17 protein-coding genes are annotated in these 16,378 nt (G+C 63.6%); 8 read left to right on the top strand and 9 right to left on the bottom strand.

Going from position 1 to position 16,378, the window contains the following annotated elements; genetic code table 11:
* Positions 1-55 precede the first annotated feature (55 nt).
* Positions 56-1,024 (top strand): octaprenyl diphosphate synthase, encoded by a 969-nt coding sequence (gene ispB / locus GLW01_RS13155; protein ID WP_160899318.1) that lies wholly within the window; start codon positions 56-58, stop codon positions 1,022-1,024.
* Here the strand turns inward: ispB and GLW01_RS13150 are convergent.
* The gene (locus tag GLW01_RS13150; protein WP_160899317.1) at positions 1,016-2,032 is read right to left on the bottom strand and encodes a glutathione S-transferase family protein; all 1,017 of its coding nucleotides are present in this window, start codon (positions 2,030-2,032) and stop codon (positions 1,016-1,018) included. The two genes, ispB and GLW01_RS13150, sit on opposite strands and share 9 nt — an antisense overlap.
* A gap of 116 nt (positions 2,033-2,148) precedes the next feature.
* On the opposite strand from GLW01_RS13150, the gene GLW01_RS13145 reads away from it, so the two are divergent.
* From GLW01_RS13145 to GLW01_RS13135, 3 genes are all read left to right on the top strand, one after another.
* Positions 2,149-3,063, top strand: a complete 915-nt coding sequence (locus tag GLW01_RS13145) for a LysR substrate-binding domain-containing protein (protein ID WP_160899316.1) — start codon at positions 2,149-2,151, stop codon at positions 3,061-3,063.
* Positions 3,064-3,103: 40 nt separating this feature from the next.
* Positions 3,104-4,525, top strand: a complete 1,422-nt coding sequence (locus tag GLW01_RS13140; protein WP_160899315.1) for a wax ester/triacylglycerol synthase family O-acyltransferase — start codon at positions 3,104-3,106, stop codon at positions 4,523-4,525.
* Between the two features lie 134 nt (positions 4,526-4,659).
* Positions 4,660-4,935 (top strand): DUF6316 family protein, encoded by a 276-nt coding sequence (locus tag GLW01_RS13135; RefSeq protein ID WP_340162457.1) that lies wholly within the window; start codon positions 4,660-4,662, stop codon positions 4,933-4,935.
* A 9-nt stretch (positions 4,936-4,944) separates the two neighbouring features.
* On the opposite strand, the gene GLW01_RS13130 is transcribed toward GLW01_RS13135, so the two are convergent.
* Genes GLW01_RS13130 through glyA form a run of 8 tightly spaced genes read right to left on the bottom strand, consistent with a single transcriptional unit; the run spans position 4,945 to position 11,505 of the window.
* Positions 4,945-5,427, bottom strand: coding sequence for a phosphatidylglycerophosphatase A family protein (locus tag GLW01_RS13130; protein WP_160899314.1), 483 nt, complete (start codon positions 5,425-5,427; stop codon positions 4,945-4,947).
* Entirely contained in the window at positions 5,420-6,382 is a 963-nt protein-coding gene (thiL, locus tag GLW01_RS13125; protein ID WP_160899313.1) for a thiamine-phosphate kinase, read from the bottom strand. Before thiL ends, GLW01_RS13130 begins: the two co-directional genes overlap by 8 nt.
* Positions 6,383-6,399: 17 nt before the next feature.
* Positions 6,400-6,873: a transcription antitermination factor NusB gene (gene nusB, locus GLW01_RS13120; RefSeq protein ID WP_160899312.1), complete on the bottom strand. Its 474-nt coding sequence runs from the start codon at positions 6,871-6,873 to the stop codon at positions 6,400-6,402.
* Positions 6,870-7,349 carry a 6,7-dimethyl-8-ribityllumazine synthase gene (ribH, locus tag GLW01_RS13115; RefSeq protein WP_151440348.1) on the bottom strand — a complete coding sequence of 160 codons (480 nt, stop codon included), beginning with the start codon at positions 7,347-7,349 and terminating at the stop codon, positions 6,870-6,872. The genes nusB and ribH overlap by 4 nt, the downstream gene beginning before the upstream one ends.
* 26 nt (positions 7,350-7,375) lie before the next feature.
* Complete coding sequence (gene ribBA, locus GLW01_RS13110) at positions 7,376-8,512, bottom strand: bifunctional 3,4-dihydroxy-2-butanone-4-phosphate synthase/GTP cyclohydrolase II (protein WP_151440349.1); 1,137 nt, start codon at positions 8,510-8,512, stop codon at positions 7,376-7,378.
* Between the two features lie 22 nt (positions 8,513-8,534).
* Positions 8,535-9,677, bottom strand: a complete 1,143-nt coding sequence (ribD, locus tag GLW01_RS13105; RefSeq protein WP_340162456.1) for a bifunctional diaminohydroxyphosphoribosylaminopyrimidine deaminase/5-amino-6-(5-phosphoribosylamino)uracil reductase RibD — start codon at positions 9,675-9,677, stop codon at positions 8,535-8,537.
* An 11-nt stretch (positions 9,678-9,688) separates the two neighbouring features.
* Positions 9,689-10,207 (bottom strand): transcriptional regulator NrdR, encoded by a 519-nt coding sequence (gene nrdR, locus GLW01_RS13100; protein WP_095618076.1) that lies wholly within the window; start codon positions 10,205-10,207, stop codon positions 9,689-9,691.
* A gap of 41 nt (positions 10,208-10,248) precedes the next feature.
* Entirely contained in the window at positions 10,249-11,505 is a 1,257-nt protein-coding gene (gene glyA / locus GLW01_RS13095) for a serine hydroxymethyltransferase (RefSeq protein WP_151440350.1), read from the bottom strand.
* Positions 11,506-11,765: 260 nt separating this feature from the next.
* Here glyA and ettA point away from each other — a divergent pair, with 260 nt between their 5' ends.
* From ettA to GLW01_RS13075, 4 genes are all read left to right on the top strand, one after another.
* Positions 11,766-13,427, top strand: a complete 1,662-nt coding sequence (ettA, locus tag GLW01_RS13090; protein WP_160899311.1) for an energy-dependent translational throttle protein EttA — start codon at positions 11,766-11,768, stop codon at positions 13,425-13,427.
* A 64-nt stretch (positions 13,428-13,491) separates the two neighbouring features.
* Positions 13,492-13,857 carry a PilZ domain-containing protein gene (locus tag GLW01_RS13085; RefSeq protein WP_151440352.1) on the top strand — a complete coding sequence of 122 codons (366 nt, stop codon included), beginning with the start codon at positions 13,492-13,494 and terminating at the stop codon, positions 13,855-13,857.
* Complete coding sequence (locus GLW01_RS13080; RefSeq protein ID WP_340162455.1) at positions 13,829-15,511, top strand: HAD family hydrolase; 1,683 nt, start codon at positions 13,829-13,831, stop codon at positions 15,509-15,511. Before GLW01_RS13085 ends, GLW01_RS13080 begins: the two co-directional genes overlap by 29 nt.
* A 121-nt stretch (positions 15,512-15,632) precedes the next feature.
* Positions 15,633-16,376, top strand: coding sequence for a lysophospholipid acyltransferase family protein (locus GLW01_RS13075; RefSeq protein ID WP_151440353.1), 744 nt, complete (start codon positions 15,633-15,635; stop codon positions 16,374-16,376).
* The last annotated feature ends 2 nt before the right edge of the window (positions 16,377-16,378 follow it).

Here is a 16,378-nt window from a genome sequence, read left to right as displayed (position 1 = left end):
CTCCTGCATGTCCCGGCAGCCGCTGGGGCGCCGCCCGACAACTGCCCGAATGCCTATGAGTCTGGATGCGATCTACGCCCCCGTCCGGGACGACTTTGAGCGCGTCAACGCGCAGATCCACGATCAGCTGAACTCCCGTGTGCCACTGGTCGAGCACATCGGCCACTACATTGTGGACAGTGGTGGCAAGCGCCTGCGCCCCCTTCTGGTCCTGCTCAGCGCCGGCGCCCTGGGTAACGGCGGGCAGCGCCAGGCGACCCTGGCGGCAGTGATCGAGTTCCTGCATACCGCCACCCTGCTGCACGACGACGTGGTCGACACCTCCGAACTGCGCCGGGGTCGGGAAACGGCCAACGCCCGCTGGGGCAATGCCCCCAGCGTCCTGGTCGGCGATTTCCTCTACGCCCGTGCTTTCCAGATGATGGTGCGCCTGGAGAACATGCGGGTGATGGACCTGCTGTCCGAGGCCACCGGCGTCATCGCCGAAGGCGAGGTGCTGCAGCTGACCAATGTCCGCAACCCGGATCTTTCCGAAACGGACTACCGCAACGTCATTCACAGCAAGACCGCCATGCTGTTCCAGGCGGCCTCCCACTCCGCCGCCGTTCTGGCGCAGGCGGACGGAGCCACTGAAACCGCGCTGCGGGATTACGGCCAGCACCTGGGCATGGCCTTTCAGATCGTGGACGACGTTCTGGACTACGAGGGCAGCACCGAAACCATGGGCAAGAATGTGGGTGACGACCTTGCCGAGGGCAAGACCACCCTGCCCCTGATCCACGCCATGGCAAAGGGCACGCCCGAGGATGCGGCAACCGTGCGCCAGGCCATTCGCAGCGGCGGCCCGGACCAGCTCGGCCCGGTGCTTGCGGCTGTCCACAACAGCGGCGCCATCGAGTACTGCCGCGGGCGCGCGGCCGAGGAAGCGGAAAAGGCCCGGCAATGCCTTGAAACCCTGCCCGGTTCCCCTCACCGCCAGGCCCTGTACCACCTGGTGGATCTGGCGGTTCAGCGCTCAGACTGAGGCGCTGGCACAGGCTTCCGGAAAGTCTGGACCCAGATGCCCCCGCCCATGGGGCCGCTCCAGCTCCAGCCGCGGCCCCGCCGGCACGATCTGGGTCGGGTTGATGGTCCTCTGGCTGCGGTAGTAATGGCGCTTGATCTGGTCAATGTTCACCGTATCCGCAACGCCCGGGATCTGGTACAGATCCTTCAGGTAGCCCTGCAGGTTGGGGAAGTCGCGCAGCTGCTGGCGGTTGCACTTGAAGTGGCTGTAGTAGACCGCGTCAAAACGCACCAGGGTCGTGAACAGGCGCCAGTCCGCCTCCGTCAGGCGGTTGCCCACCAGGTAGCGCTGCTCGGCCAGGAGCCCGTCGAGCCAGTCCAGGGCATCAAAGACCTCCGTGAACGCCTGCTCGTACTTATCCTGGGCAGTGGCGAAGCCGGCCCGGTAGACACCGTTGTTGACGCTGTTGTAGACCCGCTCGTTCACGGCGTCGATCTCATCCCGCAGCGGCTCCGGATGGAAATCCAGCGCCCGCGCGCCCTGGCCGTCAAAGGCACTGTTGAACATCCGGATCAGGTCGGCCGATTCGTTGCTCACGATCCGCTTCCGGTGCGTATCCCACAGGCAGGGAATCGTTACCCGACCGGTGTAATCCGGCGTATCCCGGGTGTAGATCTCATGCATGAAGCGGGCACCGTTCTCATGGTCGCGGTGGAAGGGATCATCCGGCCGGAACGCCCAGCCGTTTTCCAGCATGTCCGGATGCACGATGGACACCGGGATCATCTCCTCCAGCCCCTTGAGCCTGCGGAAAACCAGCGTGCGGTGCGCCCAGGGGCATGCCAGCGCCACATAGAGGTGATAGCGCCCGGGCTCGGCCGCAAAGCCGGCGTCACCCGTGGGCCCGGCACTGCCGTCCGGTGTTACCCAGTTGCGGAACTGGGCGCTCTCGCGCACAAAGGCACCGCCGCTCTTAGCGGTGTCGTACCACTGGTCATGCCACTGCCCATTGATCAGCAGCCCCATGGGACCTCCTTCTTTCAGAAACGTTCAGGGAATGAATACGCCTGACGTCAGATTGCGTTAGACTGGCGCTCACAACAAGCAACCAAATCTGGCCAACCCTTTCAGTTTTTCTGACCATGGCATTTCCCATCACCATAGACGCCCTGCGCGTGCTCGACGCCATCGCCCGCAAGGGCAGCTTTGCCGCTGCCGCCGAGGAGATGCACCGGGTGCCCTCCGCCATCAGCTACACGGTGCACAAGCTGGAGGAAGACCTGGATGTGCTGCTGTTTGACCGCTCCGGCCACCGGGCAACCCTGACCAATGCCGGCCACTACCTGCTGGAGGAAGGCCGGCAGCTTCTGGAAGCCGCCAATACATTGGCGCGCACCACCCGACGCGTGGCCGAAGGCTGGGAAGCGAGCGTGACGATTGCGGTCAATGCCCTACTTCCTGTGTCAGCTCTATTCCCAGCAGTCAGTGCATTCAACGAACTCGGCGTTCCGGTAGAAATTCACCTGCTCGACGAAGTCTTCAATGGCCCTTGGGACGCCCTCCACACGGGTCGGGCGGACCTTATTGCCGGGGCCACCAGCGAAATCCAGCCTCCGGGGGATTTTGAGCACCGGGATATAGGCCAAGTGCCCTTCGTCTATGCCGTCGCTCACAATCACCCCCTGGCGGTCGAAACAGGCCCACTTTCCGAAGAGATCCTGAGCGCCTGGCCGGCAGTCGTGGCGGCGGACAGTTCGCGCCAGCTGCCGGCCGGTTCCGCGGGTATCTTTGCCCGCCAGCGCACTCTTAAGGTCTCCAGCATGGCCCACAAGATCGAGGCCCAGAAAGCCGGTATGGGCGTAGGCTGGCTGCCTCGCCCGCAGGTGGAATCGGCCCTGGCATCCGGGGAACTCGTGGCTCTAAACGTAGCCACCAAGCGCCCGCCAGTGATACTTTGCATGGCCCGCCGGCGCGGAGACCAGGGCAAGGCCATCAACTGGTTCTGGGAGCACCTCTCCCGACCGGACTACTTCGACCCCTGGCTCGATCCGGCCTGAAACGGACATCACCCATCACGGAGCAGAGCGGATTTCCCTGATGCATCAGCTGAACGAACTGGACGCGTCCTTTCTCTTTCTCGAATCCGAAACCACGCCAATGCACATTGGGGGCGTCTACATCTTTGATGCCTCGGAACGGGAAAAGGCCCTGACCTTCGATGACTTCCGGGATTACCTGAACCACCGCCTGCACCTGGCGGGGTTCTTCCGCCAGAAGCTGATGACCCTGCCATTCAACCTGGACCGCCCGTACTGGATTGACGACCCGGATTTCGACATCAACCGGCACCTGGAATCCGTGGATCTCCAGGGCGGCGGCTATGACGCCCTCATGGACCTGGCCGGGGAACGCCTGGCCACCCTTCTGCCACGGACGCGCCCCCTGTGGCAGGTGACCTGGATCGATGGATTCGGCCGGGATTCCCTGCTCCCGGTGGATGGCTTCGCCCTGGTGGTCCGGGTGCATCATGCCGCTGTCGATGCCTTCAGTGGCGAAGAGGTGATGGGCAAGCTCCTGGAATACACCCCCGACACCCCGACCAAGACACGACCGCCGGCGTGGCAGCCGGAGCCCGCGCCACGGGCGGAGCAGCTTCTGACCCGGGCCTCCCTGAACCTGCTGCGCAAGCCCTTCCAGTTCATGACCCTGACACAGTCCACCATGACAGCGGCCCTGCGCGACCTCCTGGAGCACCCCATTGGCCGGCTCCGCGCCGCCAGGGATGTTCTGGGCGCACCGCGCACGCCCTTCAACCGCAACCTGACGGAACGCCGCCGCCTGCACAACACCTCCATTGATCTGGCGCGCCTCAAGACGCTCAAGGCCGCTATCGGGCCGGATATCAGTCTCAATGACCTGGTCCTCGGAATCTGTGCGGAAGCCCTGAACCGCTACATGGTCAGCCACGGCATCGACACCCGGGAGAGCCTGGTGGCGCTTACACCGGTATCCGTGCGCTCACGCAGCCTCCGCCAGCCCACGGGCAACCAGATGTCCGCCATGCTGGTGAGCCTGGCCACGGATGAACCCGACCCGGCACGCCGGGTGGCCCGTATCCGCGATAACACCCGAACCTCGGAGAACTACCGGGAAGCCATCGCGGCGGACCGGCTGACGGAACGCCTGCCCTCCACCCTGGTGGCCCTGTCGACCCGGCTCTACAGCGAATTCCATCTGGCCCAGCACTACCAGCCTGCCTTCAATTTACCCATCACCAATGTCCCCGGTCCCCAGGTGCCCCTCTACCTGAAGGGCGCCCGACTGGTACACCAGATCAACTCGGCGCCCCTGTTCCATGGTGCCGGCCTGGCCATTCTGGCGCAGAGCTACGCGGGCGCCGTCCACGTCAATCTCACCACCTGCCCGGACCTGGTACCGGACGGTGAACAGCTCGCCGAGCTGATCGAGACCGCCGTGGAAGCAATTGAAGCCAATGTTATGGCCGGAATGGACAAATAAACGGTAGACTTAAGGCAGTCCTGCCAATCACAATCCAGTAACATCATGTAACCGTATCCCGCTGTGGGTGGCGATTCGTGACGGATTGTCAAATTGGGTTTAAATCTGTCTATACTGACGGCGAGGGGTGATCAGTGAGTACCCGGAAAGACGCGGCCGAAAACAACGACAACCACATGGTATTTAAGGGGGCAACCATGGAGCCGAAACCGAGGGCGGGTGAAGAGCGCACCCCCATCCCGTTCCGCAGCAGCCGTTTTTTCTGCGTCGGCAACCGCTGGTACTTCACCACCCGGGAAGGTTTTGACAGCGGCCCCTACGCGACCCGTGAGCGTGCCGAGGTAGGACTGCGCCGGTTCCTGAGCGTCGTGCGGATGCTGCCGGAACAGCAGTCAGAGACCCGGCACTGAAGCAGCACTTCAGAATCCCCACTGGAGCAGCGCCATCAGCACCAGGGCATAGGCGCCGGCCACCACGTCGTCGACCATGATGCCGAGCCCACCGGGGGCACGACGGTCCAGCCAGCCGATGGGCCAGGGCTTGATGATGTCGAAGAAGCGGAAGGCCACAAACGCGAACAGCAGCCAGACCAGCGCGGTCGGCTGCAGTGCCAGCGCCAGCCAGATGCCCACGAACTCGTCCCAGACAATGGCTGGATGGTCATGCACGCCCAGCGCTTTCGCCGTACGCTCGCACAGGCAGATCCCGGCCACGAAGGTCAACACCAGAACGCCCAGGTAGACCGGCCAGGGCATCCAGACGATCAGCGAGTAGAGCAGCAGACCCGCCAGGGTTCCCCAGGTTCCGGGCGCCTTCCGGGTGCATCCGGAGCCCAGACCCAACGCCAGGCAGTGACCGGGATCCCGCAGCAGTGCGCGCGGATTAACCGCAGTATCAGTCATGGTGCCCTCCGAAATGGGTGTAACCCTGCTCCTCCAGCTGGATGCTGCCCTCAGGGCCATTGAGCGTCACGCCAGCGCCTTCTGTCACGGTCCCGATCACGGTCAGTGGCAACGCACTGCCCTTCGGCCCTGACGGTGCAGGTCCACCGCCCGGCCAGACAAACAGCAGCTCATAGTCGTCCCCTGCAGACGCAGCCAACCGCCGGGCCCCTTCCAGACCCCGCAGGGAGACCAGTCCATCGGAAACCGGCAGGGCCTGCCAGTCCAGCCGGGCACCCCGGTCAACCAGAAGATGCCCGAGATCCGCCAGCAGACCGTCACTCACGTCCACGGCTGCAGAGCCGGCCTCACGCAGCCACTGCCCGAGAGCCAGGCGGGGTTCCGGGTACCGGTAGCGCTGGAGCGCGGTGTCCACCGCCGGATCCGGAGTATCCGATTCGTCCAACCAGTTGAGCGCCTCACCGGCCTCTCCCAGACTGCCGCTGACGCAGATCCGGTCACCGGGCTGGGCATTACCACGGCGCACGGCTGACCCGGCCGGCAGAAGCCCCTGGGCCTGCACCGTGATGCTCAATGGGCCACGTGTGGTATCCCCGCCCACCAACTGGATGTTCTCGCGCACCGCCAGCGCCTTCATGCCGTCCGCAAATGCGGCCAGCCAGGAAGTACTGGCTTCCGGCAGTGTCACCGAGAGCGTAAAGCACAGAGGCTGGGCACCCATGGCGGCGAGATCGCTGAGGTTCACGGCCAGAGCACGCCAGCCCAGGGCATGGGGCGGCATATCACGGGGAAAGTGGACGCCCTCCACCAGGGTATCCATGGTCATCACCTGATCCTGACCGGGCGGGCAGCGTACAACCGCGCCGTCATTGCCGATGCCCTCAATCACCTCACTGTGGGTGACCGCGTCACCCAGGGGCTTCCAGAACCGGTCGATCAGGCTGAATTCGTCCATGGTGGAACCGGGCGGGATCAGGCCCGCCGCGAGCGTGTTTCCGCCGGGCGCAGGCGCGGGCTGAGGCGATCCAGTATGCCGTTGATGTACTTGTGGCCGTCGGTCCCGCCGAAGCGCTTGGCCAACTCAATACCTTCGTTGACCACCACACGGTAGGGCACATCAATGCGGTTCATCAGCTCGAAGGTGCCGATGCGCAGGATGGCCAGCTCAATGGGGTCAAGATCACTGACCGGACGGTCCAGCAGGGGCTCGAACTGACGGTCCAGGTCACTGCGGGAACGATCCACGCCCTGCAGCAGCTCCCGGAAGTAGGCCCCGTCGATCTTCTCCATGTCGTTGTCGGTCACGAACTCCGCCTCGATCTGGCTGATCGGGCTGTCGGAGAAGTGGCGCTGATACAGGGCCTGAAGCGCCAGCGAGCGCGCCTTGCGGCGATCCGCCGGGCGTGACTTGCCCTGGTTGTTCTCTGGCTGACCGCCTTCACTCATTGCGCGTCAATCCTCCGGAACAGGCTGACCATTTCCAGTGCCGTCATGGCAGCGTCGGCGCCCTTGTTACCGGCCTTGGTGCCGGCGCGCTCAATGGCCTGCTCGATGGTGTCCAGGGTCAGTACGCCGAAAATGACCGGCAGCCCTGTGTCCAGACTCACACTGCCCACACCGGAGGAACTTTCCCCGGCCACGTAGTCAAAATGGGGTGTGCCACCCCGGATCACCGCGCCCAGTGCGATCACCGCATCATGGCGCCCGCTCCGGGCCACTTTCTGGGCCGCCACCGGAATCTCGTATGCGCCCGGTACGCGGTAGATGGTGATACTGTCCCGGCTGATGCCATGCCGGATCAGGGTGTCCGTAGCCGCCTCCACCAGGCTCTCAACCACGAACCCGTTGAAGCGACCCACCACCAGCGCGTAGTCCCCGCGGCAGTCGGTGAAGTCACCCTCAATGGTCTTGATGTCTGTCATTGCTGTCTCCGTAGCGGGTCTCAACCTTACTGGCCGTTCCCGTCATCGTAGGGGAGGTATTCCACAACCTCCAGATCAAATCCGGAAATCCCCGAGAACTTGATGGGGGCGCTCATCAGCCGCATCCGGCTCACCCCGAGTTCACGCAGGATCTGGGAACCGGTACCCACGGTCAGGTAGACACCGGAACTGCCTGAGGAGTCCGTGGATGGCTTGCCATCCGAGTGGGCCTCAAAAAAGCCTCGAATGCGCTCCTCCAGTGCATAGCTGTCCTGGCCGTTGTTCAGAAGCACGATCACCCCTGAGCCTTCCTCGGCCACCTTGCGCATGGCCTCGTGCAGCGGCCAGCGTGGCGATCCCGGATAGTTGGCGTGCAGAAGATCCCGCAGGGTGTCCGTGATGTGGACCCGGACCAGCGTTGGCTTCTCCGGGTCCACCTCACCCATGGTCAGTGCCAGATGGGTCTCACCCTGAATGGAATCGCGATAGGTGTGCAGTCGGAATACCCCGTATTCCGTCGCCATCTCGTAGTGATCAACGCACTCAACAGTGCGTTCGTTCATGGTGCGGTAGTGGATCAGGTCCGCGATGGTGCCGATCTTCAGTCCGTGGCGTTCCGCGAACTCCTCCAGCTGGGGGCGGCGTGCCATGGTGCCGTCATCGTTCATCACCTCACAGATCACACCGGCCGACTCGAATCCGGCCATACTGGCCAGGTCGCAGGCCGCCTCGGTGTGACCCGCCCGAGACAGCACGCCTCCGGGCTGCGCCATCAGCGGGAAGATGTGGCCCGGGCTCACAATATCCTCCGCCCTGGCACCCCGAGATGCAGCCACCTGCACGGTGCGGGCCCGGTCAGCGGCGGAAATCCCCGTAGTCACTCCCTTGGCCGCCTCAATTGAGACCGTGAACTTGGTGCCGAACCCGGAACTGTTGCGCTGTACCATCAGCGGCAGGTTAAGGCGCTCACAGCGCTCGCGGGCCATGGGCATGCAGATCAGGCCGCGCGCCTCAGTGGCCATGAAGGTCACGTGCTCGGGCTGGACGCACTCGGCGGCCATGATCACATCGCCTTCATTCTCCCGGTCCTCGTCGTCCATCAGGATGACCATCCGACCCTCGCGGATGTCCTGAAGGATTTCCTCAATACTGTTCAGCGCCATTCTGCACCCTGTTCGCTGTCTCTTAATGGCCGGACGCCGCGGGTTTCAGGATCAGTCGCTGATCCGCGCCGACCACCCGCCGGTCCCATACCTCCATCCGGTGCTGTTGCGCCATCCGATCCAGCGCCAGCTCCGCCATGGGTTTCGCCCGACTGCCCAGCATTGTTGGTGCCTGGTACAGCCAGAATTCGTCAATCACATCCGCTTCCAGGGCCGCGCCCGCCAGCGTGGCACCCGCCTCAATGAGCACGTCATTGATCCCACGCGCAGCCAGAAGCCCCAGGACCGCCGCCAGCGCCGGTCGGCCACTGCCATCGGGGTCCACGGTAACCACTTCGGCACCACCGTCACGCAGGGGCCTGGCCCGGCTTTCCTCCAGAGCCGCCGCAGTGCTCACCACCAGGCATTGCCCCTCTCCCGTCACCACACGGGCGTCAGGGGCCGTAAGCAGACGCGGGTCAAGCACCACACGCAGAGGCTGCTGCGGCGGCAGCGTTTTGTCTCCGAGCTCCCCCAGCTCTTCAGGGCGCACCGTCAGCGACGGGTCGTCGTCCAGAACCGTCCCGGAACCGGTGATGATGGCACCGGAGCGGGCACGCAGCCGCTGGACGTCCGAGCGGGCGTCAGGTCCCGTGATCCACTGGCTTTCACCGGAGGCCATGGCGGTACGCCCATCAAGGCTGGCGGCCACCTTGAGCCGGACCCAGGGTGCGCCACCGGCCATGCGCCGCAGAAAACCCGCGTTCAGCGCCCGCGCCGGTTCCTCCAGCACGCCGCTGAGCGTTTCGATGCCCGCCGCTTCCAGCAGCGCCAGCCCCTGGCCGGCTACCGCCGGATTCGGATCCCCGGTGGCCACCACCACCCGCGCAACACCGGCATCAACCAGCGCCTGGGCACAGGGCGGCGTGCGCCCATGATGGCTGCAGGGCTCCAGGGTCACATATACGCTCGCCCCGCGCGCACGCGCCCCCGCCTCGGCGAGCGCGTTCACCTCCGCGTGAGCCTCGCCGGCCCGTCGGTGCCAGCCACAGCCCACAATGTCGCCCTCACTGACCACAACGCAGCCAACCCTGGGGTTGGGGTGTGCGCTGTACAGACCGCGTTCGGCAAGCTGCAGCGCCAGGGCCATGTATCGGGTATCGGAAGCGTTGGTCAAGGCGGGCACCCGTTTCCGGACTATTTATCCACGGATTCCTTCAGCGCCCGTGCCGCCACGGTCACGGGGGATTCATCGCCCACGTCACCGGAGTGGCTCAGCCGCTCGATCTCGTCCTTGAATTCATTGATGTCCTGGAAGCTGCGGTACACGGAAGCAAAACGAACGTAAGCCACCTTATCGAGCTGGCGCAGTTCGTACATGACCTCCTCACCGATCATCAGGGATTTCACTTCCCGTTCACCGGTGGAACGCAGCCGGAACTTGATCCGATTGATGGCGGCCTCAATGGCCTCAATATCCACAGGACGCTTTTCGAGGGCCTTCATCAGGCCCTCGCGCATCCTGTCCTCATCGAAGGGAACCCGCGAGCCGTCCTGTTTGACCACCCGGGGCATAATCAGCTCCGCCCCTTCAAAGGTGGTGAAGCGTTCGCGGCAGGACAGACACTCACGACGACGGCGCACCTGGTCGCCATCGGCAACCAGGCGCGAGTCGATCACTTTGGTATCCGCCTCGCCGCAGAAAGGGCAATGCATCCCGTTACACTCCCGGACGGCAAGCGGGTATCAGCAGGAGGTCAGTCAGCGTAGACCGGGAAACGCCGGCACAGCTCCAGAACCTGCTTACGGACCCGCTCGATGGTCTCTTCATTTTCCAGATCATCAAGGATATCACACATCCAGCCGGCCAGGTCCCGTGCCTCGGTTTCACCAAAGCCGCGCGTGGTCATCGCCGGTGTGCCGATCCGAAGACCTGAGGTCACAAACGGCGAGCGCGGGTCGTTGGGGACCGCGTTCTTGTTGACCGTGATATTGGCCTTGCTGAGCGCGGCGTCCGCGTCTTTACCGGTGATGTCCTGCTTGATCAGGCTCAGCAGGAAGAGATGGTTCTTCGTGCCGCCGGAGATCACGTCGAAGCCGCGCTGCTGGAACACCTCGGCCATGGCCTGGGCGTTCTTCACCACACGCTGCTGGTACTCCTTGAAGTCATCCTGCATGGCCTCCTTGAAGCACACCGCCTTGCCGGCGATCGCGTGCATCAGCGGGCCGCCCTGGCTGCCCGGGAAGACCGCGGAGTTGAACTTTTTCTCCAGCTCCGGATTGGACTTGGCCAGGATCAGGCCACTGCGCGGGCCCCGCAGGGTCTTGTGAGTGGTGGTCGTCACCACGTCCGCGTAGGGCACCGGGTTCGGGTAGACACCGGCTGCTACCAGACCGGCCACATGGGCCATGTCCACGAACAGGTAAGCGCCCACTTTGTCCGCGATCTCGCGGAAACGCTTGAAATTCAGCTCCTGGGAGTAAGCGGAGAAACCGGCCAGTACGACCTTGGGCTTGTGCTCAACCGCCAGGCGCTCGACTTCGTCGTAGTCGATCATGCCTGTTTCCGTGTCCAGGCCATACTGCACCGCATTGTAGGTCTTGCCGGAGAAGTTGACGCTGGCCCCGTGGGTCAGGTGGCCACCGGCGTCCAGGCTCATGCCCAGCACCGTATCACCCGGCTTCATCAGCGCCAGGTAGACCGCGTTGTTGGCGGAGGAACCGGAATGCGGCTGGACGTTGGCGTAATCCGCTCCGAACAGCTTCTTGGCACGCTCAATGGCGATCTCCTCTACCACGTCCACGTGCTCGCAACCACCGTAGTAGCGCTTGCCGGGATAACCCTCGGCGTACTTGTTGGTGAGTGCCGAGCCCTGCGCTTCCATCACGCGTGGACTGGTGTAGTTTTCAGACGCGATCAGTTCGATATGCTCTTCCTGTCGGCGGACTTCCGCCTCCATGGCATTCCAGACTTCCTCGTCGTAACCGGCAATGGTCATATCTCGCTTAAACATTGTCAGCCTCTCGTGTGCTGGCAATTGACGCGCCCCGAGGAACGCCTTTGCTTGCCAGAAAATGGTCGATGATGAACTCTCGGGGTCTCTCTGAAGGCGAGGCTATTCTACCGAAAAGGGGCCGCAATAACATCCGCCGCCCCAAAACGCGCCAGAACGCCCGCCACTGGCGGTCTTTATTGCCTCGAAAGCTGCGATTGGTTAACGTACGTCCAGATTCAAGCTTCCATTTTCCGACTTCCCAGCAGGATACCCATTCCATGGCTCAGTACGTATTCAGCATGAATGGCCTAGGCAAGGTCGTTCCCCCGAAGAAAGAGATCCTCAAGGACATCAACCTGAGTTTCTTCCCCGGCGCTAAGATCGGCGTTCTCGGCCTCAACGGCGCGGGTAAGTCGACCCTGCTGCGGATAATGGCCGGTGTTGAAACGGATTATGTGGGCGAAGCGCGCCCTCTGCCGGGCCTGAACATCGGTTACCTGCCCCAGGAGCCACAGCTGGACGAGAACAAGACCGTCCGTGAGATCATTGAGGAGTCCGTTGAAGGGGTCCACAAGGCGCTGGCGCGTCTGGATGAGGTCTACGCCGCCTACGCCGAGCCGGACGCGGATTTCGACGCCCTCGCCAAGGAGCAGGGCGAGCTGGAAGCCTTCATCCAGGCCTCCGAGGGCCATGATATCGAGCGACGCATGGAGGTGGCTGCGGATGCCCTGCGCCTGCCGCCATGGGACGCTGGCGTACACCATCTTTCAGGCGGTGAACGCCGCCGCGTGGCGCTGTGCCGACTGCTGCTTTCCAGTCCCGACATGCTGCTGCTGGACGAGCCCACCAACCACCTGGACGCCGAGAGTGTGGCGTGGCTGGAGCGTTTCCTGCACGACTTCCCAGGTACCGTGGTGGCCATCACCCACGACCGCTACTTCCTGGACAACGTCGCCGGCTGGATCCTCGAACTGGACCGTGGTCAGGGCATTCCCTTCCAGGGCAACTACACGGGCTGGCTTGAGCAGAAGGAGAAGCGCCTGGAGCAGGAGGCCAAGCAGGAAGCTTCCCAGCGCAAGGCCGTCCAGCAGGAGCTGGAATGGGTCAAGACCCAGGCCAAGGGCCAGCAGTCCAAGAACAAGGCCCGCCTGAAGCGCTTCGAGGAGCTCAACTCCCAGGAATTCCAGAAGCGCAACGAGACCAACGAACTCTATATTCCGCCGGGTCCACGCCTGGGTAACAAGGTGATCGAGGTTGAGGGCGTGACCAAGCGCTATGACGACGAAGTCCTGTTCGAGAACCTGACCTTCAGCGTGCCGCCGGCCAGCATCGTCGGCATCATCGGTGGCAACGGCGCCGGTAAGTCCACCCTCTTCCGCATGATCGCCGGTACCGAGCAACCGGATGAGGGCCAGATCGTGCTGGGCGAGACCGTGGAACTGGCCTACGTGGACCAGATGCGCGAACTCAACGAGGAGAACAGCGTCTGGGAAGAAATCAGCGGCGGCCAGGACATCATTCAGGTGGGCCAGTACCAGACCCAGTCCCGCGCCTACGTGGGCCGGTTCAACTTCAAGGGCGCTGAGCAGCAGAAGCGCATCAAGGAACTCTCCGGCGGTGAACGCAACCGGGTGCACCTGGCCAAGCTGCTGCAGGAAGGCGGCAACGTCCTGCTGCTGGACGAGCCCACCAACGATCTGGACGTGGAAACCCTGCGTGCCCTGGAAGAAGCCCTGCTGGTATTCCCGGGCTGCGCCATGATCATCTCCCACGACCGCTGGTTCCTGGACCGGGTCGCCACCCACATCCTGGCCTACGAGAGTGACGGCGAGGTGGTCTTCCACGAGGGCAATTTCTCGGATTACGACCGCGACCTGCGCGCCCGCAAGGGCGAGGACGCCTGGGTACCCAAGCGGGTCAAGCACAAGAAACTTGCCTGAGTGGTTTTCCCCATCAGGGCATCTTTCACTATAGTGAAGGAAACGCCCTGATGAGGTTTGCCCCATGGCCAGCCGGGAACGCCGCTTTTTCAGCCGCATCCTGTTCGATGCCGCCTGTGAGATCCATCTGGGAGACCGCATCTGGCCCAGCCAGGTACAGGACATCTCACTCCACGGTGCGCTACTGAAAGCTCCAGAGGACTTCAGCGGGCAGCCCGGCGAGGGCTACACCATCACCATCTGGCTTTCGGACAACACCACCCAGATCACCATGGGCGCCACGCTGCGGCACCGGGAAGATGACTGCCTGGGTTTCGAGTGCCGGTCCATGGACCTGGAAAGCGCCACCCACCTCCGGCGCCTGGTGGAACTGAACCTCGGCGACGAAGCGGAGCTGCACCGTGAACTGGCCCGCCTCAGCGACACCTGAACTGATCCTCTTTGACTGGCACGGAACCGTTGTGGATACCCACGACGCGATGTTCTCAGCCATGGAAGAGATGCTCCCCCAACTGGAGGAGCTGGGACTGGTGGAGGAACTGCTCCCGGAAGACCAGTGCAAGACCGCGGATGACGCGCGGCTGGTGCGCTACATCCGCCTCTTCCGTCGACTCCACCCACGCATCCTTTCGGAACGCCGGGTCTCCCGCACCGATATCTTCAATGCCATCTTCGGCGACAACACTGCCGCCAAGCAGATTGCCCACGAAGCCTACAACGCCTGTTACCGCAGCCACTACGGCGAAGTCAGGCCCTTCCAGGAGGGGATCTTCGAGTACCTCAGCGCCTGGCGTGCCGCCGGCATCCGCCTGGGTGTGGCCACCAACCGCAACCGGGAATTCCTGGAGCATGAACTCACCCTGGTTGATGGCGGGCGCTGGACGCCGCTGATCGACGTCATCGTCTGCGCCGGGGACGTCACCGCCTACAAACCCGACCCCGAGATCATCCTGAAAGCTGCGGAGGCTGCAGGGTGCCCGGCGGATGAACGGGTATGGTATGTCGGCGACAGCACCACGGACATGATCACTGCCGGCAACGCGGGCGTCACCCCGGTTTTCTTTAACGGTGGCCAGTGGGAGCCGGAGTACATCGAACGCCGTTTTGCCGGCGATCCCGACCACCATCCAGCCGCCATCGCCCATTCCTTCGAGGCGCTGACCGACCGCATCGCGGAAAATCTGGAGGGCGATGCCAGGGCCACACTCGATGCCAGGCGGCCGCCCCCCTATCCGGCGCCGCAGCCGCCGGAACCCCGTATCGAACCGGACTGGCACCCCTCGGTGGTCAACCTGACACCCCCCAGGGTTATCCTGTTCGACTGGCACGCCACCCTGGTGGATACCCTGGACGCCATGTACCACGCGGTGGACGACATGCTGCCGGAACTCCGGGAACGGGGCCTTCTGGACAACATCGCCACCACCTCCAACGCCCGCTCCCCGGAGGAGCAGCGCCTGGTGGACTACGCACGCGACCACTCCCGCCTGCACCCCCAGGTCCGCGCCGACCGCAAGATCTCAAGAACCGACATTTTCGAGGTGCTTTTCGGTGAGGACGACACCAGCAAGAGCCTTGCCCACCAGGTTTTCCGGCATCATTACCGCCGCCACTACGGCTCCGTGCTGCCACTGGAACCGGGGGTGCGGGACCTGCTCTCGACGCTGAACACACTTCCCCTGCGCATTGGCGTGATCACCAACCGCGACCGTGAATTCTTCGAGGAGGAACTGCGGCTGGTGGATGACGGCGGCTGGACAGAACTGTTCGCCCTCAACATCTGTGGCGACGACGTGCCCCACCGCAAACCTCACCCGGACCAGCTGCTGCTCGCGGCGCAACGCCTGGAGCAAGCCTCGGACACCGGCATCTGGTACGTGGGCGACAGCACCACGGATGTAAGCGCGGCCCAGCGCGCTGGCCAGACCGCCGTATTCTTCAACAGCGCCCAGTGGGACCTGCCGGCCCTCAACCGGCTGTTCCCGGGTGATACCAACCACCCCTACCGGCCGGATGTGGTCGTCAACGACTTTTCCGAATTCTGGGCCATGCTGCTGACCTGCCTCGACGACGCCACCCCCTGACCCGGAGCCCTCCGGAACACCTCATTGGCGATGGTTACAGCTGACTACAATTTGACCGATGACAGTTTTCCGGTACGGCTGTACACTGAAATAAAGTGAACACCTGTACGAGGAATACCGAATGCGCTGGTTTCACAGGATCGGCCTTTTTATTACGGCAATACCAGCAACCCTGGCCGGCTTTCTGCTCTGTGTGGCACGCCCATTCCATCGCGGCAACAACAGGGTCTGCGCACGCATGTACGCATGGTGCGGCCTGAGGGTCCTCAACGCCCGGGTACGCCTGGAAGGCTGGCAGCACCTTCCCACCAACGAGCCGCGCGTTCTGATCGCCAACCACCAGTCGAACCTGGATCTCTACGTGGTCGGCAGCATGACCCCGGACAATGCTGTGGTTGTCGGCAAACAGAGCCTGGGGTGGATCCCCCTGTTCGGTCAGATCTTCTGGCTGGGCGGCAACGTGCTGATCCGGAGGCGTAACAGGGCCAGGGCGATGACCGCCATGACGGCCGCCAATCTCGCGATCGCGGCCAGAGGGCAGTCGGTATGGATCATGCCGGAGGGCACACGCAGCCGTGGGCAGGGCCTGCTCCCCTTCCGCAAGGGCGCTTTCCATACCGCCATCGCCACGGGGGTCCCCATCACCATGGTGTGCATCAGCGACTACCTGAAAACACTGGCATCGGGCAAAGGCCCACACACCATCACCGTAAGGGTGCTGCCGCCGGTGGAGACAGAGCACCTGAGCAGTGCCGATGTGCCCTGGCTCATGGAGCACTGCCGCTCGCTGATGATCCGCAACCTGACGGAACTCAATGGCGAGTCCCCCGTTCCGGAGGAAGGGCATCCCCGGCAGGCCGCCTGACG

The sequence above is a fragment of the Vreelandella halophila genome, from assembly GCF_009856365.1.
GTDB classification, from domain to species: domain Bacteria; phylum Pseudomonadota; class Gammaproteobacteria; order Pseudomonadales; family Oleiphilaceae; genus Halospina; species Halospina utahensis_B.
The sequence above is the reverse complement of the archived record's forward strand: the minus strand, read 5'-3'. Positions and strand labels throughout refer to the sequence as shown.